Annotated in this window: 16 protein-coding genes; 8 read left to right on the top strand and 8 right to left on the bottom strand. The window is 72.0% G+C overall.

What is annotated here, in order from left to right:
- The first annotated feature begins 3 nt into the window (after nt 1-3).
- Complete coding sequence (locus IW249_RS09980; protein ID WP_196920475.1) at nt 4-1,218, top strand: cation:proton antiporter; 1,215 nt, start codon at nt 4-6, stop codon at nt 1,216-1,218.
- Here IW249_RS09980 and IW249_RS09975 read toward each other — a convergent pair.
- Nucleotides 1,207-1,665 (bottom strand): GNAT family N-acetyltransferase, encoded by a 459-nt coding sequence (locus IW249_RS09975; RefSeq protein WP_196920474.1) that lies wholly within the window; start codon nt 1,663-1,665, stop codon nt 1,207-1,209. The genes IW249_RS09980 and IW249_RS09975 overlap by 12 nt on opposite strands.
- A gap of 172 nt (nt 1,666-1,837) precedes the next feature.
- Between IW249_RS09975 and IW249_RS09970 the strand changes: the two genes are divergently transcribed.
- Nucleotides 1,838-2,269, top strand: coding sequence for a hypothetical protein (locus tag IW249_RS09970; protein ID WP_196920473.1), 432 nt, complete (start codon nt 1,838-1,840; stop codon nt 2,267-2,269).
- 152 nt (nt 2,270-2,421) lie between these two features.
- On the opposite strand, the gene IW249_RS09965 is transcribed toward IW249_RS09970, so the two are convergent.
- From IW249_RS09965 to dnaK, 5 genes are all read right to left on the bottom strand, one after another.
- On the bottom strand, nt 2,422-2,616 hold the full coding sequence (locus IW249_RS09965; protein WP_196920472.1) for a hypothetical protein: 195 nt from the start codon (nt 2,614-2,616) through the stop codon (nt 2,422-2,424).
- Between the two features lie 136 nt (nt 2,617-2,752).
- The gene (locus IW249_RS09960) at nt 2,753-3,193 is read right to left on the bottom strand and encodes a heat shock protein transcriptional repressor HspR (RefSeq protein ID WP_030332087.1); all 441 of its coding nucleotides are present in this window, start codon (nt 3,191-3,193) and stop codon (nt 2,753-2,755) included.
- Between the two features lie 30 nt (nt 3,194-3,223).
- A complete protein-coding gene (dnaJ, locus tag IW249_RS09955; RefSeq protein ID WP_196920471.1) occupies nt 3,224-4,405 on the bottom strand; it encodes a molecular chaperone DnaJ in 1,182 nt (393 codons plus the stop codon).
- An 85-nt stretch (nt 4,406-4,490) separates the two neighbouring features.
- On the bottom strand, nt 4,491-5,249 hold the full coding sequence (gene grpE / locus IW249_RS09950; RefSeq protein WP_196920470.1) for a nucleotide exchange factor GrpE: 759 nt from the start codon (nt 5,247-5,249) through the stop codon (nt 4,491-4,493).
- A gap of 48 nt (nt 5,250-5,297) precedes the next feature.
- A complete protein-coding gene (gene dnaK / locus IW249_RS09945; protein ID WP_196920469.1) occupies nt 5,298-7,166 on the bottom strand; it encodes a molecular chaperone DnaK in 1,869 nt (622 codons plus the stop codon).
- A gap of 220 nt (nt 7,167-7,386) precedes the next feature.
- On the opposite strand from dnaK, the gene IW249_RS09940 reads away from it, so the two are divergent.
- Genes IW249_RS09940 through IW249_RS09930 form a run of 3 tightly spaced genes read left to right on the top strand, consistent with a single transcriptional unit; the run spans nt 7,387 to nt 12,170 of the window.
- Entirely contained in the window at nt 7,387-9,207 is a 1,821-nt protein-coding gene (locus tag IW249_RS09940; protein WP_196920468.1) for a GTPase domain-containing protein, read from the top strand.
- The gene (locus IW249_RS09935) at nt 9,204-10,889 is read left to right on the top strand and encodes a GTPase (RefSeq protein ID WP_196920467.1); all 1,686 of its coding nucleotides are present in this window, start codon (nt 9,204-9,206) and stop codon (nt 10,887-10,889) included. The genes IW249_RS09940 and IW249_RS09935 overlap by 4 nt, the downstream gene beginning before the upstream one ends.
- A gap of 57 nt (nt 10,890-10,946) precedes the next feature.
- A complete protein-coding gene (locus IW249_RS09930; protein WP_196920466.1) occupies nt 10,947-12,170 on the top strand; it encodes a hypothetical protein in 1,224 nt (407 codons plus the stop codon).
- 167 nt (nt 12,171-12,337) lie between these two features.
- Here the strand turns inward: IW249_RS09930 and IW249_RS09925 are convergent, their stop codons facing one another.
- Both IW249_RS09925 and IW249_RS09920 read right to left on the bottom strand, forming a co-directional pair.
- Complete coding sequence (locus IW249_RS09925) at nt 12,338-12,961, bottom strand: phosphatase PAP2 family protein (RefSeq protein WP_196920465.1); 624 nt, start codon at nt 12,959-12,961, stop codon at nt 12,338-12,340.
- Nucleotides 12,962-13,026: 65 nt separating this feature from the next.
- Nucleotides 13,027-13,824, bottom strand: coding sequence for a hypothetical protein (locus IW249_RS09920; RefSeq protein WP_196920464.1), 798 nt, complete (start codon nt 13,822-13,824; stop codon nt 13,027-13,029).
- Nucleotides 13,825-14,420: 596 nt separating this feature from the next.
- Between IW249_RS09920 and pdhA the strand changes: the two genes are divergently transcribed.
- From pdhA to IW249_RS09905, 3 genes are read left to right on the top strand one after another with little or no spacing between them, the layout of a single operon-like run.
- Entirely contained in the window at nt 14,421-15,596 is a 1,176-nt protein-coding gene (gene pdhA / locus IW249_RS09915) for a pyruvate dehydrogenase (acetyl-transferring) E1 component subunit alpha (RefSeq protein ID WP_196920463.1), read from the top strand.
- Complete coding sequence (locus tag IW249_RS09910) at nt 15,596-16,585, top strand: alpha-ketoacid dehydrogenase subunit beta (protein WP_196920462.1); 990 nt, start codon at nt 15,596-15,598, stop codon at nt 16,583-16,585. The genes pdhA and IW249_RS09910 overlap by 1 nt, the downstream gene beginning before the upstream one ends.
- A gap of 5 nt (nt 16,586-16,590) precedes the next feature.
- A complete protein-coding gene (locus IW249_RS09905; RefSeq protein ID WP_196924718.1) occupies nt 16,591-18,075 on the top strand; it encodes a dihydrolipoamide acetyltransferase family protein in 1,485 nt (494 codons plus the stop codon).
- The last annotated feature ends 69 nt before the right edge of the window (nt 18,076-18,144 follow it).

The following is an 18,144-nucleotide window of genomic DNA, read 5'->3' as shown; positions in this document are numbered from 1 at the left end:
CGGATGCACGATTCCACAACTCTGCTCGTCGAAGTCGGCGCGCTGCTGCTACTGCTTGGCGTCCTCGGTCGGCTCAGCCGCCGGGTAGGCCTGTCACCCATCCCTCTCTACCTGCTCGCCGGGCTGGCCTTCGGGCACGGCGGGTTACTTCCGCTCGCCGCCAGCGAGGAGTTCTTCGCGGTGGGCGCGGAGATCGGCGTCATCCTGCTGCTGGTGATGCTCGGCCTGGAGTACTCGGCAAACGAACTGGTCGGCAACCTCCGGTCGGCGGCCCCGGCAGGGCTGATCGACGGCGTGTTCAACGCGCTGCCCGGCGCGGCCTTCGCGCTGCTGCTCGGCTGGGACTGGGTCGCCGCCCTGGTACTCGGCGGCATCACCTGGGTCTCCTCCTCCGGCGTGATCGCCAAGGTCCTCGCCGACCTGGGACGACTCGGTAACCGGGAAACCCCGGTGATCCTCTCGGTCCTCGTGATCGAGGACCTGGCGATGGCGCTGTACCTGCCGCTGGTCACCGCCGTGCTGGCCGGCACCGGCCTGCTCGGTGGCGGCATCGCACTCGCCGTCGCGGTGGGCACGGTGCTGCTCGTGCTGGTGGTCGCCATCCGGTACGGCCACCTCATCTCCTCTGCCCTGTCGGCGAAGGACCCGGAGGCGCTGCTGCTCGGCGTACTCGGTCTGACCCTGCTGATCGCCGGGCTCGCGGCGAAGCTCCAGGTGTCGGCGGCGGTCGGCGCGTTCCTGGTCGGCATCGCGCTCTCCGGCCCGGTGGCGCACCACGCGACCGAACTGCTCTCGCCACTGCGGGACCTGTTCGCAGCGGTGTTCTTCGTCTTCTTCGGTCTGGTCACCGACCCACGGGACATTCCGCCGGTGCTGCTGCCGGCGCTCGCGTTGGCAGTGGTCACCATGGCGACGAAGACGCTCACCGGTTACCTCGCCGCCCGCCGGGTCGGCATCGCGGAACCCGGTCGATGGCGGGCCGGCCTGGCACTCGTACCCCGAGGTGAGTTCTCCATCGTCATCGCCGGGCTCGCGGTGGCCGCCGGGAGTGTCGAGCCGCGGTTGGCTGCGCTGGCCGCGACGTACGTCCTGATCACCGTGGTGACCGGGCCGATCCTGGCCCGACTGCCCGACTTCCCGTGGTTCAAGCGGTGGCTGCGCAACCGCGCGGCGGCCCAGCGGCAGGAGCGGATCCCGGTCGCCGACTCACTTCACTGACGTCCACCTGAACGCTGCGGCTGCGTGGGTCGCGCCCTCGCGAAGGTAGAAGCGGTGCGCCTCGGTTCGGGCCAGACCGGACTCCAGGAAGACGTAGTCGGCGCCCTGTTCGTGCGCCCACGCCCTGGCGGCCACCAGGAGGTTCGAGCCGACACCCCGGGAGCGCCAGTCGGGGTGCACGGCGAGATCCTCGATCGAAGCCCGACGGCCGAAGCGCACCGAGAGGATGTCCAGGTAGACGCTGGCCACGCCGACCAACTGGTCCCCATCCGATCGCGCCTCGAAGAGTGCGACGTCTTCGTGGGTCAGCAATTGCGCGGTCCGCTCGACGGCGCGATCGCGGTCCCAATCCGCGGGAGGGCTGCCGGGAGGGGCGAAAAGCCACTCCAGTCCCGAGACGAACTGGGCCTCGGCGCCCCGGCGGAACCGTCGAACATGGATCGTCATAGGGGCATCATCGGCGGCCCCGTCGATGCAGTGGAAGCGCCAATGCCAACGGTTGCGGAATTGCTCCCGACGGGGACTACCGCAGCACCCGGCGGCGGGTTAACGTTTCGCCCCAGCAGCCACGGTCCGCAGGCAGCGTTGCCAGACGCGGGCGAGAGCGGAAGGTTGGCCGGTGAGCGTGCAGGAGTCGACGTTCCACGGCTTCGCCAACCCCGTCGATCCGACTCCGGCGGAGTTGCGAGCTTGGGCGTACAAGCCCGATTCGGTGCCGTTGGCCTCGATGCCACCCGACTGGGACCTGCTGGTCTCCGGCGACCGACTGGTGTTGACGCTCTTCGAGTTAGCAATGGATCCCACCTGCCCGGCCCGACGTTTCGCGCTGCACTGCCTCTACATCTACGCGGCCGACGGCATCCGGACGAACTTCCGCGCCCACCCCAAGCGCCGCTTCCGCAAGCTCGTCGAACAGGCCGAGCGGGACGGCGACGACCTGATGAGGATCTGGGCGCACAACGGCCGGGTGCTGCTGGCCCGACCCGAGCTCTTCGTCTACCGGGACTGGTGCGAGGGCGGCCTGGTCCGCGAAAACCGCCGCCTCGGCTGAACTGGATCGACCCGTTCATTGCGTCGATCTTGCACTTTCTGTCCCGACCTATTCCGCGAAGCTACCCATCTCGCCATCGCTAAGTGCAAGATCGCCGCGCGGCGAACGGGCCGGGACCCCCCGTGGGTCCCGGCCCGCACGTCGGTCACCGGTCAGTCCTGCTTGCATTCCGTCTCGGCTCGGCCCCGTTCGCCTGCGTGGTCGCCGTCTTCGGCGAACCGGCCGGCGATGATCCGGTCCCGGTAGGTCCCCTCGGTCACCTTGTCGAACTTCTTGCGGACGGTTTCGGCCAGGTCCTCCAACCGGTCTTCCGTCTGCTGGGCCACCTTCTTCGCCGGCTCCGCCATCGCTCCCCCTCGCCATGCCGGTAGGTCCAGATTAAGCCGATTGGACCCATATCGACAGGCTAACCGAAGCGGCCCGGACCGCGCCGGGAATCCAGCGCGATCCGGGCCGAGAAGACAGATCCGGGTGAGCGGTAGGTCAGCGATCAGGCGTGCGGCGGGGACGCCACACCACCAGGGCGGTGGACGTGCGGTTGGTCGGCACCAGATCCCGGCCCGGGAAGCGGGCCAACGATTCCAGCTCGGCCACCCGGCGGTACGCGGCGTCCAGCTCCGCCTCCAACCGGGCCACCCGCTGCTGCGCCTGCTCCAGCAGCCGCTCCAGCCCGATGATCCGCTTGACGCCGGCCAAGTTGATTCCGTCGTCCTGGCTGAGCCGCTGCACCTCGCGCAGCAGCACCACGTCGCGGACGCTGTAGCGGCGCCCGCCACCAGCTGCCCGGCCGGGCTGCACCAGCCCCAGCCGGTCGTACTGGCGCAGGGTCTGCGGGTGCATGCCCGCCATCCGCGCCGCTACCGAGATCATCAACACCTTGGCCTCGTAGGCAGGGTCGCCCGAACCGAGGAACTCGCCCGACATCCCGCTCACCTCCGCGTCCATTCCACAGGACTAACCGACCCGACGCACCCGTGCGTCGAGATGTTCCCGGGCCGCCGGCGGGGTCTGCTCGGCGAATGCCTCCAGCGCCGTACGCGCCTCGTCCGACAACCGGGCCGGCACCACCACGTCCAGCGTGACCAGCAGGTCACCGGCCTGCCCGTCGCGGCGGACCACACCCTTGCCCCGGGCCCGCAGCACCCGCCCGCTCGGCGTCCCCGGCGGCACCCGCAGGGTCACCGCGCCGTCGAGCGTGGGCACCCGGAGGTCCGTGCCGAGCACGGCCTCCGCGAAGGTGACCGGCACGGTCAGCGTCAGGTCGTCTCCGGTACGCCCGAACAGCTCGTCCGGCCGAACCTTGACGTGCACGAAGAGGTCACCGGCTGGGCCACCGCGCTCGCCCGGCTCGCCGCGCCCGGCCAACCGGATGCGTTGCCCGTCGGCCACGCCGGCCGGGAAGCGCACGTTCATGGTGCGGGTCTTGGTGACACCGCCGCTGCCGTGGCACTCCGGGCACTTCTCCTCGACCACTGTGCCGACGCCCTGGCAGTTGCGGCACGGCTCGGAGAAGCTGAACGACCCCTGGTTGCGGGTGGTCACGCCGGCACCGTGACAGACCGGGCAGGTACGCGGCTGGGTGCCGGGCTTGGCCCCGTTGCCATGGCAGGTGTCACAGACTCCCGGCGCGCGCAGCGTCAGGGGCAGCGTCACCCCACGCACCGCGTCGCCGAAGTCCAGTGCCACCTCGGTCTCCACGTCCCGACCACGGGCCGGACCGCGTGGCGCGGCCTGCCCACCAGCCTGCCCACCGCTGAAGATCGAGCTGAACAGGTCCTGGAAGCCGGCGCCTCCGAAGCGGCGATCGCCGCCTCCGCCGCCGCCGAACATGTCGGAGACGTCGAACGGCATGCCACCCGGCTGGCCTCCACCCCGGGCGTTGCGCCGGAACGCGCCCGAGCCGAAGAGCGAACGCATCTCGTCGTACTCGCGACGGCGACCGCTGTCCGACAGCACGTTGTACGCCTCGGACGCGGCCTTGAACCGCTCCTCGGCCTTCGGGTCGCCCGGGTTGTGGTCCGGGTGCGACTCCCGGGCCACCTTGCGGTACGCCTTCTTGATGTCATCCGCGGAGGCGGCCTTGTCCACGCCGAGCACGGCGTAGAAGTCCTTCTCGATCCAGTCCTTCGAACTCACCGGTCCACCTCCTTCCGACCCTGGTGGCCCGGCCGTCCCGCCCACCGCTGCGCGGTGGGCGGGACGACCCGGTCACTGTCTGGCACTATTCCGGATCCGCGACCGCGACCAGCGCGGGGCGCAGCAACCGCTCACCGAGCTGGTAGCCGCGTCGCATGACCTGTACGCAGGTCGGCTCGCTGACGTCGGCCGAGGTCTGGTGCGCGACCGCCTCGTGCCGGGTCGGGTCGAACGGGTCACCCTGCTCGCCGAAGGCGTTCAGGCCGAACTTGCCCAGCGCGGTGGTGAGCTGTTCCGCCACCGTGCCGAACGGCCCGACCAGGTCGCCGTGTTCCCGGGCCCGGTCCAGGTCGTCCAGGATCGGCAGCAGCGCGGCCAGCACCGAGCCGGTCGCCTGCTCCTGCACGAGGCTGCGGTCACGGTCGACCCGCTTGCGGTAGTTGGCGTACTCCGCCGACACCCGCTGCAGGTCCCTGGTCCGCTCGTCGAGCTCGGCCCGGAGCGCCTCCAGTTCGGCGCCGAGCGAGGTGCCCGCGCCGCCGCCGTCCACCGGCTGCGCCGGGGCGTCCACCACCGGCGGACCGGACGGCTCCGGCCCGTCGGTGGAGTTGACCTCGACCTCGATCTCGTCGACCACCACCTCGGCGTCCTCGACCAGACCCTCGGCCGGCACGCCAGTCTCCGCGTCGGCGGCGGTCCCCTCCGGCTCGGCGGTGTCGACGAGCTTGCGGTTGTTGCGGATGACGACCCGCTCGCCGTCGCCGGTGGTCGGCTCCGTGGTCGCGGAGCCACCCGGCGTCGACCCGGTGTCGTCCGGGTCGGCGGCTCGTGGCTTCTGCGTCATACGGCTACCTCATCCCCTTTGCGGTGGAAACGTGTCGGAGGCCGACGGTCACTTCTTGCCGTCCTCGTCCACGATTTCCGCGTCGACCACGTCGTCGGCGCCGCCGGCCTGCGGGCCGGTCGCACCGGTCGCGCCGGTCGCACCGGGGCCGGGCTCGCCACCCGGCTGCTGACCCTGCTCGGCCTGCTGCGAGTAGAGCAGCGAGCCGGCCTGCTGGGAGACCTGCGCCAGCTTCTCGTGCGCGGACTTGATCTTCTCGATGTCCTGACCGCCGAGGGCGCCACGCAGCTCGCCGAGCGCCTCGTTGAGCTGCTCGCGGTTCTCGCTGGGCAGCTTGTCGCCGCTCTCGGCGAGGAACTTCTCGGTCTGCCACTGGAGCGCCTCGGCCACGTTACGGGTCTCGGCGTCGTCGCGGCGGCGCTTGTCCTCCTCCGCGTGCTCCTCGGCGTCCCGGCGCATCCGCTCGATGTCGTCCTTCGGCAGCGAGGAGCCGCCGGTGATCGTCATCTTCTGTTCCTTGCCGGTGCCCAGGTCCTTGGCGTGCACGTTGACGATGCCGTTGGCGTCGATGTCGAAGGCGACCTCGATCTGCGGCACGCCGCGCGGCGCCGGCGGGAGGCCGGTCAGCTCGAAGGTGCCGAGCTTCTTGTTGTAGGCCGCGATCTCCCGCTCACCCTGGAACACCTGGATCAGCACCGACGGCTGGTTGTCGTCCGCCGTGGTGAAGACCTCGGAACGCTTGGTCGGGATGGTGGTGTTGCGCTCGATCAGCTTGGTGAAGATGCCGCCCTTGGTCTCGATGCCCAGGCTGAGCGGGGTCACATCGAGCAGCAGGACGTCCTTGACCTCACCCTTGAGCACACCGGCCTGGAGGGCGGCGCCGACGGCGACCACCTCGTCCGGGTTGACGCCCTTGTTGGGGTCACGACCGGTGAGCTGCTTGACCAGGTCCGTCACGGCGGGCATCCGGGTCGAACCGCCGACCAGGATGACGTGCTCGACGTCGGAGATCTTGATCCCGGCGTCCTTCACGGCCTGCTCGAACGGGCCCTTGCACCGGTCCAGCAGGTCCTGCGTCATCCGCTGGAACTCGGCGCGGCTGAGCGTCACGTCGAGGTGCAGCGGGCCGGCCGCGCCGGCGGTGATGTACGGCAGGTTGATGTTGGTGGTGGTGGCGGCGGACAGCTCGATCTTGGCCTTCTCGGCTGCCTCGCGGAGCCGCTGGAGGGCCATCTTGTCCTGAGCCAGGTCGATGCCGTGCTCACCGCGGAACGTCTTGACCAGGTGGTCGATGATCCGCTGGTCCCAGTCGTCGCCACCGAGCTGGTTGTCACCGCTCGTCGACTTGACCTCGACGACGCCCTCGGCCAACTCCAGCAGCGACACGTCGAAGGTGCCGCCGCCGAGGTCGAAGACCAGGACGGTCTGCTCCTTGGAGCCCTTGTCCAGCCCGTACGCCAGGGCGGCCGCGGTCGGCTCGTTGACGATCCGCAGCACGTTGAAGCCGGCGATCTCACCGGCCTCCTTGGTGGCCTGGCGCTGGCTGTCGTTGAAGTAGGCCGGAACGGTGATCACCGCGTCGGTGATCTGCTCGCCCAGGTACGCCTCGGCGTCCCGCTTGAGCTTCATCAGCGTCCGGGCCGAGATCTCCTGCGGGGTGTACTTCTTGCCGTCGATGTCGACGGACCAGTTCGTGCCGACCTCGCGCTTGACCGACCGGATCGTCCGGTCCGGGTTGGTCACTGCCTGGCGCTTGGCGACCTCACCGACGAGCACCTCGCCGTTGCGGGCGAACGCGACGATCGAAGGAGTCGTCCGCGACCCCTCAGCGTTGGCGATGACGGTGGGCTCACCGCCCTCGAGAACGCTGACGCAGGAGTTCGTCGTGCCGAGGTCGATACCGACCGCACGTGCCATCTTCGCTTCCTCGCTTCGTAAGGTTGTGCAGGTGACGGGCGTCGCCCGTGGGCTGCTGGCGAGCACCGCCCGCAGCGGGCCCCACCACAAGTTGAGTGAACTTGACTCAATAGTGCCACGCGTTGGCCAATCGTCAAGTTGACTTGAGTCAACCCGACGCAACCCAGCCGTTATTACCGTCCGGTTGTCTTCCCTTGCATCGGTCGGGCACGCTTTAGCGGTGACGACGCACGGCGATCCCGCCACCCGTTCCGGTGCGCCCGCCGTCGCAGCCCGCACCGACCCGCCGGACGCCGCGGAGGAGCCGCCCGCCACCACCGGGGACGACAGCCTCCCCGGCGCCCTGACGGGCCTCCGGGAGGCGATCGGCGCGACCCGGTATCCCCTCGCGCTGCCCTCTGCCGGCTCCGCCCGGCACACCACCACCTCCCTCACCGACCAGCTCGACGACTACCTGCTGCCCCGGCTCGCCCGGCTGGACGCCCCACTGCTCGTCGTGGTCGGCGGCTCCACCGGCGCCGGCAAGTCGACCCTTGTCAACAGCCTGGTCAAGGCCCGGGTCAGCGCGGCCGGCGTGCTCCGGCCGACCACCCGCTCCCCGGTGCTGGTCTGCAACCCGTCCGACGCGGCCTGGTTCCGGCAGGGTGACCTCCTGCCCGGGCTGACCCGCACCACCGAGCCGAGCGACGATCCGCGCGCCCTGCACCTCGTCACCGCCCCGGCCCTGCCCGCCGGGCTGGCCTTCCTCGACGCGCCCGACATCGACTCGGTCGTCGACGCCAACCGGGCGCTCGCCACCCAACTGCTGGCCGCCGCCGACCTGTGGCTCTTCGTCACCACCGCCGCCCGGTACGCCGACGCGGTGCCCTGGGAGCTGCTGCGCAGCGCCCGGGCGCGCGGCGCGGTGATCGCCATGGTGCTGGACCGGGTGCCCGCCGAGGCCACCGACGAGATCGCCGCGCACCTGGCCGAGATGCTCGCCGAGCAGGACCTCGGCCGGGCACCGCTGTTCGTGTTGCCCGAGACCTGGGTCGACGGCCAGGGGCTGCTGCCCGAGGGGGTGACCGCGCCGCTGGCCGACTGGTTCGCCCGGTTGGCCGCCGACGTGGACGCCCGGGCTGCGGTGGTCCGCCAGACCCTCGACGGGGCGCTGGCCGCGCTCCACCCCGCAGTGGAGGATCTGGCCGACGCCGCCGACGAGCAGCTCGCCGCCGCCGACGGGCTGGACGAACGGGTCCGGGCCGCGTACCGGGGTGCCGAGCGCACCGTCGAGCAGGGGCTCCAGGACGGCCGGCTGCTCCGCGGTGAGGTGCTCGCCCGCTGGCAGGAGTTCGTCGGCACCGGTGAGCTGTTCCGCACGCTGGAGGCACGGATCGGCCGCCTCCGGGACCGGGTCGTGGCCGCCGTCACCGGTCGGCCGGCACCCGCCGTCGAGCTGCGCAACGCCATCGAGTCCCAGCTGGTGACGTTGCTGCGCGGGGTGGCCTCGGAGGCCGCCGAGTCCGCGTACACCGGGTGGAAGGCACACCCGGCCGGCGCCGGGCTGCTCGACCCGGCACTCGCGCACCCGAGCGCCGATCTACCCGAGCGTGCCGAGCGCATGGTCCGGGACTGGCAGCGCGGAGTGCTGGAACTGGTCCGGGTCGAGGGCGGCGACAAACGGTTCGTGGCCCGCACCGCCGCGTACGCGGTGAACGCCACCGGGCTGGCCGTGATGATCGCCGTCTTCGCCTCCACCGCGTTCATCCCGACCGGGCTGGAGTTGGCCACCGGGGCCGGGACCACTGTCGCCGCGCAGGCCGTCCTCCAGGCGATCTTCGGCGACCAGGCGGTGCGTACCCTCGCCGCCAAGGCCCGCACCGACCTGCTGGCCCGGGTACGCACGCTGCTCGACGCGGAGGCCGACCGCTTCCTGAGCCGCACCGCCGACGCCCGCCCCGCCGCGGACGCCGGCGACGGGCTGCGCCGGGCCGCCGGCCGGGTCGAGCTGGCCCGGCATCGCAGCGGCCTGTCCGCCCCCGACGAGGAGGGTTTCCGGTGAGCAACATCGCCGGCCGGGTCCGCGAGGCGTTCCGTGGGGACCAGCGGGTCGACGCCGACGCGCTGATCGCCCGACTGGACGCGGTCCGCCGGTTCCTGACCGCCGTGGACGGTCTACTGCCGGACTCCGACCTGGTGCCCGCGCACACCCTTGTCGAGCGGGCCGGCACCCGGCTCGCGCTGTCCCGGGACCACACGGTGGTCGCCCTGGCCGGTGCCACCGGCAGCGGCAAGTCCAGCCTCTTCAACGCGCTGGCCCAACTGGAACTGTCGCCGGTCGGGGTCCGCCGACCGACCACCGGCGTCACCCACGCCTGCGTGTGGGGGCCGTTGGAGGGCGCCAACCATCTGCTCGACTGGATCGGCGTACTGCCCCGACACCGTTTCGTCCGGGAGAGCGCCCTGGACGCGGACGACGAGACCGCCCTGCACGGGCTGATCCTGCTCGATCTGCCCGACTTCGACTCGGTGCAGCGATCCCACCGGCTCGAGGTGGACCGACTCCTCGGCCTGGTCGACCAGGTGGTCTGGGTGGTCGACCCGCAGAAGTACGCCGACCGGGTCATCCACGACAGCTACCTGCGCGAGTTCCACAGGCACCGCGACGTCACACTGGTCGTGCTCAACCAGGCCGACCGGCTGCCCCCGGCCGAGGTGCCCCGGGTCCTCGACGACCTGCGTCGGCTGCTCGACACGGACGGGCTGACCGGTGTGCCCCTGCTGGCCACCACCGCCCTCGATCCAGCCGGGATGGTCGGGCTGCGCGACGCCCTGGAGCGCACTGTCGCCGAGCGGCAGGCCGCATTGCGTCGACTCGCGGGTGACGTCGACACTGTCGTCGCCGGCCTGGACGAACTGGTCGGCTCGGCCCGGCCGGCGGGTGGGCCTGACGACGCCGCCATCAACGGGCTGAACCGGGCGTTGGCCGGGGCGGCCGGGGTGCCCGCGGTGACCGAGGCCGTCGAGCGGGCGTACCGGCACCGGGCCGGCGCGGCCACCGGCTGGCCCGTGGTCCGGGGCTGGCGGCGGTTGCGACCCGACCCGCTGCGTCGGCTGCACCTGCCCGGCCCGGCCGGCGACCAGGCCGACCCGGCGGAGAGTCTGGTCGCGGCCACCTCGGTACCGGACCCGACGGCCGCCCAGCGCTCGGCGCTCGGCCTCGCCATCCGCGCGGTGGCCGACCGGGCCGCCGCCGACCTGCCCGCCGCCTGGCCCGGCGCGGTGACCTCCGCCGCCCGGTCCCGCCTCGGCGACCTGCCGGACGCCCTGGACCGCACGATCGCCGGCACCGACCTCGGCCTCGACCGCCGACCGGTGTGGTGGCGGCTCGTCGGCGGTGTGCAGTGGTTGGTCACCCTCGCCGCAGTGGTCGGGCTGGGCTGGCTGGTGCTCGGCTACGCGCTGCGGGCGCTCGGCCTGCCCGCGCTGGACAACCCGATGGTCGGCCAGGTGCCGCTGCCGACAGTGCTGCTGCTCGGCGGCCTGCTGGCCGGCCTGCTGGTGGCGGCGCTGACCCGCCCGGTGGTGCGCTGGGCCGCCCGGCGAGCCCGGGCCCGCGCCGACCAGCGGCTGACGGCGCGGGTCGCCCAGGTGGGCGACGAGTACGTGCTGACACCGGTACGGATCGTGCTCGGCTCGTACGCGCAGGCACGAGATGCGCTGCGGGACGCCGCACGCCGCTGACGCTCCGCACGGCTCGCTACCGCTCTGCGTACGCCTCGGGCGGCGTAGGGTCGGAGCATGGCCACGCCTCAGACCCCCTACGACGCGGTGCTGCACGCCGCACGCGACGTGACCAAGCTGGAGTCCGCCCTCGACGCCGAGATGCTCGGCAGCGCCCTGCTGGGCAGTGTCTACGCGATCGCGGAGACCGACCGCGACGCCGCCGTACGGGAATTCGTCACCGGCTTCCTCGCCGCCACCACCCGCCGCAGGGTAGCGGCGGCGACCACCATCCGGCAGGTCTTCGCCACGCTCGTCCCGACCGCCGAGGGCACCGAGCGGGTACGTCCGGGCAGCCAGGCGCCCACCTGGACGGCCCAGCTCGGCCGGGTGCACCTCACCGGCACCTGGGCGTACGGCGACGTGTACGGCGACCAGACCTCATACCTCGCGACCTTCGCCTACGACGACGAATCCGGCGGCTCGGAGCACGCGCTGGTGGCCCTGGTGGACCACAACATCGGGATCACCAAGGACATCTTCGTCGGCGGGCCGGCCGAACGGATCCTGGACCAGGTCCGGCAGATGTGCGCCGACGACGAGCTGACCTGGTTCCGGACCGAAGATCCGGCCCGACTCCGGGGTGAGGTGGCTCGCCACCTGGCCGTCACCGACGACCTGGGCGAGTTGCCCGGCGAGGGGTCACTCGCCACCGACCGGGCGTTGGTCGGTGCCCGGCTCGCGATGCTGCCCACCGCGGCCGACCCGACCGGTCCGGCGGAGGTCGAGCCGCTCTCCGCGGCCGAGCGCACCGACCTGGTCCGCCGGTTCCTCGCCGCGCCGGAGGCCGTCCGCTTCGGGCTGGACGCCGTCGACGGCCCCGAGTTGGCATCCCTGCACTTCTGCCTGAGCCTGCTGCTGGACCACTCGGCGAGCTTCCCGGACGCCGATCCGATGCGCTGGAGCCCTGCAGTGTCCGGGCTCTTCCTGCTCGACTGGGTGCACCGCCGGGCCGTGCTGGACATGGACGACGCGGCGATGCTGCCCCGGGTGCTGCGGGCCTGGGCGCGGTACGCGTCACGCCAGCGCGGGCTGCCTGAGGCGGCGACGACCCGCACCGACGAGGCGATCGAGGAGATGGTGCCGGAGTTCGCCCGCCTCTACTCGACCGGTGAGCGGCGCAGCGCGGCCACCGCCGCGGTGGCGCAGCTGATGGCCGACGGGGTGGACCCGGACGACCCGGCCGCACTGGACGCGTGGATCGAGGCGAACCGGCACCGCCTCGCCGACGACGGCGCCTGACCGCGTCCGAGGGTGGGCGGGCTCGCGCCGCGCCCACCCTCGGGACACGGCTCAACGCGCCGCCCGCCTCGGGCCAGCCAGCGCAGCGGCCTGAGCCGGCTAGCGCAGCGGGCCTGAGCCAGCCAGCGCAGCGGCCTGAGCCGGCTAGCGCAGCGGGCCTGAGCCGGCTAGCGCAGCGGGCCGAAGACCACAGCGGCGACCAGGGCGCCGAGCGCTCCTCCGGCCAGCACCTGCGCCACCGTGTGGTCTCTCAGCCGTACCCGGGACCAGCCGACCACCGCCAGCAGCGGGGCGGTGACGAGCAGCCACGTCCCGAAGGTCAGCATCAGGATGACCAGCGTGCCGGCGGCCACCGCCGAGTGGATCGACATCTTCCACCAGTGGCTGACCGACACGGCGACGACGAGGCCGACGAGGCCCGCCACCGCCAGCGCCAGCACCGGGCGGGGCGCGCCGAACACGGCCAGCAGGGCGAGCCCCGCCGCGACCGAGCCGAGGCCGACCAGCAGCGGTGCCCGGCGCTGCTCCCGACGGCCGACGTGGTGGTCGGTGAGCCGACCACGGCGTACCCCGCCGACGATGTAGGCGAACGGAATGCCGGTGACGAAGAGAGTGGCGAGCAGACCCCAGACGAGGCCCTGACCGGGGCGGCGGGCGCTGTGCCAGCTCACGGTGAGGATCAGCAGCGACACGAGCACCGCCGGGGCGGTCACCTCGGTGACGAGCCGGGCGATCCGCAGCCCCGGACCAGGTCGGGTGGTGACCGGGCGGAGTTCCGCACCGCCGCCCACGCCACCCCCTCCGGTACGCGCCTACCGCCGAACACCGCCGGCGCCGGACGGGCCGCGCCTGATCGTCACCGTACCGCCGGTGACACCGCCGGGTGTGTCGGTCCGGCCAGCGGCAGCGGGCAGACGCTGGGCGGCCAGGCGACGGCCGACGGCGACGGGATCGCCGGGCTGGGTCGGCGGGTCGGTACAGCGGGCGGCGTGGGTGTGGGGGCCGGCACGGACCGGGTGCTGGTCGGCACGGCGGTCGCTGTCGCATCGTCGGTCGGCGTGGGTGTCGGCCCCAGCGTCGGGTCCAGTGAGGGCGTCGGGTCCACCGTCAGGGTCGGCGTCGGATCGGGATCGGCCGAGCCGGTCGGGTCCGGGTCGGTGGGGTCCGGGTCCGGCGAGTCGGTCGGGTCGGGGTCGGTCGGGTCCGGGTCCGGCGGATCGGTCGGGTCGGGGCCGGTCGACGGTGGCGGAACGACGGGCGGGGGTACCGGCGGCGAGGTGCTCCGCGTGGGTTTCGGTGCCTCCGGCGGGGCTGTCGTCCACCGGGCGGGCCCGGGATCGGCAGCGGCGGGCCCTTCCCGTGGACGCGACGGGGCGGCCGGCAGCCAGCCGCTGGTGGGGCCGACGCTGGGTGTGCCGAGCGGCGAAAGCGGCGGTTGGCTGGTCATCGGCAGCGGGATCACCACCGGCCCGACGGACGGGGTCGGCATGAACGGAGTGCTGCTGTCCGGCAGGGCGGTGCTGCCCGGGGTGGCCGAGCCGGCGCTGATCGCCGCGAGGATGGGCATCGACGCGGTGCCGGCCAGCAGCGCGACGGTGAGCAGGTAGCCCCGGGTCGGGCTACCGGTGCCGGGGGCACGGTGAACGCCGACCATCCGGCGATAGCCGCCTGCTGACCGGTGTCGGCCAAGCGCTGGCGTGCCGGGACCGTCACCTGGCTCGTACACCGCACACCCCTTGTCGTCGACCGTCGGAGGACAGGGATGGACGCCGCCGGGGGCAAAAACCCGACAATTAACCCGATGGGCGCGATCCTGCGGGAATCAGCCTGGCGTAGTCACAGTGCGTCAGCCAACCTCCACCGCGTGTCGACACGCAGTGCTGACCGAACGGTGACGAATCGTGCCGCAACGCATGGGAAACGCAGGCCGGCATGATGGCGACAAACGGCGTCAAAGCAGGGGCGGTCGAAGTGCGGGGGCAGGCGTACTGTGGGCGCGCTCACCTGCTCTGCGAATATGGAGCACGACGGCAACGCAGCCGTGACCTCCGCGCACCCTCGCGGCAGGCGCGGTTGAACGCCGGCGCTCCCGATCCGGGTTCGGCCAGAACCCGGATCACGCCGTGCGGCAACCCCCACCGGGGCTAGGCGCGGCCGCCAGGAACCGGTCCGGCAGCAGCCGGGCAGGCGCACGAGTTGCGCGGCCGGGTGACCCCCCGGTGCCGACGCAGACACGACAGGGAGAGACCGATGGCAAAGGGCGACCCCGGGGGCACCACCCGCGGCAGGCGGGCCGCACCCCGCTCCAAGAAGGGCGCGGCCGGCGACCCCGCGCTGGTGCAGCTGCTCACCCCCGAAGGCGAGCGGATCGACAGCGCCACCGGGCCGGATGGCACCGAGTACCGCGTCGACTTCACCGACGAGGAATACCGCGGTCTCTACCGCGACCTGGTGCTGGTCCGGAAGCTGGACGCCGAGGCGACCGCTCTCCAGCGCCAGGGCGAGCTTGGCCTCTGGGCCAGCCTGCTCGGCCAGGAAGCCGCCCAGGTCGGCTCCGGCCGGGCGCTGCGTACCCAGGACATGGCCTTCCCGACCTACCGGGAGCACGGCGTCCTCTACTGCCGGGGCATCGACCCGATCATGCCGCTCGGCCTGTTCCGCGGTGTCGACCAGGGCGGCTGGGACCCGAACGAGTTCAAGTTCAACATGTACACGATCGTCATCGGCGCGCAGACCCTGCACGCGACCGGCTACGCGATGGGCATCACCATCGACGGCAAGACCGGCACCGACGACGGCGAGGCGGCGATCGCCTACTTCGGCGACGGCGCCACCAGCCAGGGCGACGTGAACGAGGCGTTCGTCTGGGCCAGCGTGTTCAACGCGCCGCTGGTCTTCTTCTGCCAGAACAACCAGTACGCGATCTCCGAGCCGCTGGAGCGGCAGACCCGGGTCCCGCTCTACCAGCGGGCCGCCGGCTTCGGCTTCCCCGGCGTACGGGTGGACGGCAACGACGTCCTCGCGACGTACGCCGTCACCCGCACCGCACTGGACAACGCCCGCCTCGGCCAGGGGCCGAGCCTCATCGAGGCATACACCTACCGGATGGGCGCGCACACCACCTCCGACGACCCGACCCGCTACCGCATCGCCAGCGAGGTCGAGGCGTGGCAGGCCAAGGACCCGATCGCCCGGGTCAAGGCCTTCCTGGAGAAGCAGCAGATCGCCGACGCGGGCTTCTTCGCCGAGGTCGACGAGCAGGCCCGCCGTGAGTCGGTGCACCTGCGCGAGCGGGTGCTCGAGATGCCGAACCCGGAGCCGGTGACGATGTTCGACAACGTCTACCCCAACGGGTCTCCGCTGCTCGACGAGCAGCGCGCGAAGTTCAGCCGCTACATGGAGTCGTTCGAGGGGAGCGCCCACTGATGGCCACGGAGACGCTCACCATCGGCAAGGCCCTCAACACCGGTCTGCGCCGCGCCCTGGAGAACGACCCCAAGGTCATCATCATGGGCGAGGACGTCGGCAAGCTCGGCGGCGTCTTCCGGATCACCGACGGTCTCCAGAAGGACTTCGGCGACCAGCGGGTGATCGACACCCCGTTGGCCGAGTCCGGCATCATCGGCACCGCTGTCGGTCTGGCCATCCGCGGCTACCGACCGGTCTGCGAGATCCAGTTCGACGGCTTCGTCTACCCCGCGTACGACCAGATCGTGTCGCAGGTGGCGAAGATGCACTACCGCTCGGGCGGCAAGCTGAGCATCCCCATGGTGATCCGGATCCCGTTCGGCGGCGGCATCGGCGCGGTCGAGCACCACTCCGAGTCGCCGGAGGCGTACTTCGCGCACACCGCCGGCCTGAAGGTGGTGACCTGCGCCAACCCGCAGGACGCGTACGTGATGATCCAGCAGGCCATCTACTCGGACGACCCGATCGTCTTCCTGGAGCCCAAGCGGCGCTACTGGGAGAAGGGCCAGGTCGACCTGGACGCGCCGCTGTCCGACGCGTACCCCCTGCACTCGGCCCGGGTCGTGCGGCCCGGCACCGACGTCACCGTGCTGGCCTACGGCCCGATGGTGCGGACCTGCCTCGAGGCGGCGACCGCCGCCGCCGAGGACGGCCGGGAGCTGGAGGTCATCGACCTGCGCTCGCTCTCGCCGCTGGACCTGACCGCGGCGTACGAGTCGGTGAAGCGCACCGGCCGCGTGGTCGTCGTGCACGAGGCGCCGTCCAACATCGGCCTCGGCGCCGAGTTGGCCGCCCGGATCACCGAGGAGTGCTTCTACTCCCTGGAGTCGCCCGTGCTGCGGGTGACCGGCTTCGACACCCCCTACCCGGCCTCCCGGGTGGAGGAGGAGTACCTGCCCGACCTCGACCGGGTGCTCGACGCCGTCGACCGCACCTTCGGCTGGTGAGCGACATGTCCCGGATCAAGACGTTCAACCTGCCCGACCTGGGCGAAGGGCTGACCGAGGGCGAGATCCTGGCCTGGCTGGTCAAGGTCGGCGACACCATCGAGCTGAACCAGCCGATCGTCGAGGTGGAGACGGCCAAGGCGGCAGTGGAGATCCCGGCGAAGTGGGCCGGGCAGGTGCAGGCGATCCACCACCCGGAGGGCACCACTGTCGAGGTCGGTACGCCGATCATCGCGATCGACACCGACCCGGGTGCCGGCCCGTTGGAGGCGCCGTCGACCACTGCCACGCCCAGCGGTGACCTGCCCACCCCGTCGGCGGCCTCGCTGGCGGCGGTGGAGGTGGCACCGGCCGAGGGGATGATCGAGCCCGGCCTGATCGGCGGTGCGGCCCCGGGTGGGCGCACCGCGGTGCTGGTCGGCTACGGCCCGCGGACGACCGCCGCGAAGCGCCGCCCCCGCAAGGGCGCAGTCCCCGCGCAGGCCGTGTCAGCTCCCGTTACCCCCGCTGGGGTCGATCATGGAGTTGTGGTGGGTGACGAACCAGTCCCAACCGCCATGATTCCGGCACCACAAGTCCATGATCGACGCGGCGGGGCGAGCGGCGGGCTGGTGCTGGCCAAGCCTCCGGTGCGCAAGCTCGCCAAGGATCTCGGGGTCGACCTCGGCACGCTGACCGGGTCGGGGCCGCTCGGCTCGATCACCCGGGAGGACGTGCAGCAGGCGGCGAACGGCGCGAGCACTGTGGTTGCCGAGCCGATCGCGGCGACGACCGCGCCCAGCTTCGGCGCCGACCGGGAGCAGCGCATCCCGGTCAAGGGGGTCCGCAAGCTCACCGCCGAGAACATGTCCCGCTCGGCGTTCACCGCCCCGCACGTGACGGAGTTCCTGACCGTCGACGTGACCCGGGCGATGAAGGCCCTGGACCGGCTGCGTGGCCGGCGGGAGTGGAGGGACGTACGGGTCTCGCCGCTGCTGCTGGTGGCGAAGGCGGTGCTGCTGGCGGTGCAACGGCACCCGATGGTCAACTCGACCTGGGCGGGCGACGAGATCGTGGTCAAGGAGTACGTCAACCTCGGCATCGCGGCAGCCACCGAGCGCGGTCTGATCGTGCCGAACGTCAAGGACGCAGGCCGGCTCTCGCTGCGGGAGTTGGCGGACGCCCTGACCGACCTGGTACAGACGGCGAAGTCCGGTCGCACGTCGCCGGCGGCGATGTCCGGCGGCACCCTGACCATCACCAACGTCGGGGTGTTCGGGGTGGACACCGGCACACCGATCCTGCCGCCGGGTGAGTCCGCGATCCTGGCCTTCGGCGCGGTGCGGGAAATGCCCTGGGTGCACAAGGGCAAGGTCAAGGTTCGCCAGGTCACCACGCTGGGGCTGAGCTTCGATCACCGGATCATCGACGGTGAGCTGGGCTCGAAGTTCCTGCGGGACATCGGCGACTTCCTCACCGATCCGGAGGCGGCCCTGCTCGCCTGGACCTGATCGTTCGAAACGCCAGCCACGGCCGGTGTGCCACGGGTTAACGCCCGGCACACCGGCCGTGTCCGTTGG

Source organism: Micromonospora vinacea, assembly GCF_015751785.1.
GTDB classification, from domain to species: Bacteria; Actinomycetota; Actinomycetes; order Mycobacteriales; family Micromonosporaceae; genus Micromonospora; species Micromonospora vinacea.
Note: the sequence above shows the minus strand (reverse complement) of the source record. Positions and strands in the feature narration are given on the sequence as shown.

Coding starts and splice junctions, on each gene's coding strand:
- IW249_RS09905 (WP_196924718.1), top strand. CDS start 16,591: ATGTCCCGGATCAAGACGTTCAACCTGCCCGACCTGGGCGAAGGGCTG.
- IW249_RS09930 (WP_196920466.1), top strand. CDS start 10,947: ATGGCCACGCCTCAGACCCCCTACGACGCGGTGCTGCACGCCGCACGC.
- IW249_RS09965 (WP_196920472.1), bottom strand. CDS start 2,616: ATGGCGGAGCCGGCGAAGAAGGTGGCCCAGCAGACGGAAGACCGGTTG.
- pdhA (WP_196920463.1), top strand. CDS start 14,421: ATGGCAAAGGGCGACCCCGGGGGCACCACCCGCGGCAGGCGGGCCGCA.
- IW249_RS09980 (WP_196920475.1), top strand. CDS start 4: ATGCACGATTCCACAACTCTGCTCGTCGAAGTCGGCGCGCTGCTGCTA.
- IW249_RS09975 (WP_196920474.1), bottom strand. CDS start 1,665: ATGACGATCCATGTTCGACGGTTCCGCCGGGGCGCCGAGGCCCAGTTC.
- dnaK (WP_196920469.1), bottom strand. CDS start 7,166: ATGGCACGTGCGGTCGGTATCGACCTCGGCACGACGAACTCCTGCGTC.
- IW249_RS09920 (WP_196920464.1), bottom strand. CDS start 13,824: ATGGTCGGCGTTCACCGTGCCCCCGGCACCGGTAGCCCGACCCGGGGC.
- IW249_RS09910 (WP_196920462.1), top strand. CDS start 15,596: ATGGCCACGGAGACGCTCACCATCGGCAAGGCCCTCAACACCGGTCTG.
- IW249_RS09960 (WP_030332087.1), bottom strand. CDS start 3,193: ATGTCGGGCGAGTTCCTCGGTTCGGGCGACCCTGCCTACGAGGCCAAG.
- grpE (WP_196920470.1), bottom strand. CDS start 5,249: ATGACGCAGAAGCCACGAGCCGCCGACCCGGACGACACCGGGTCGACG.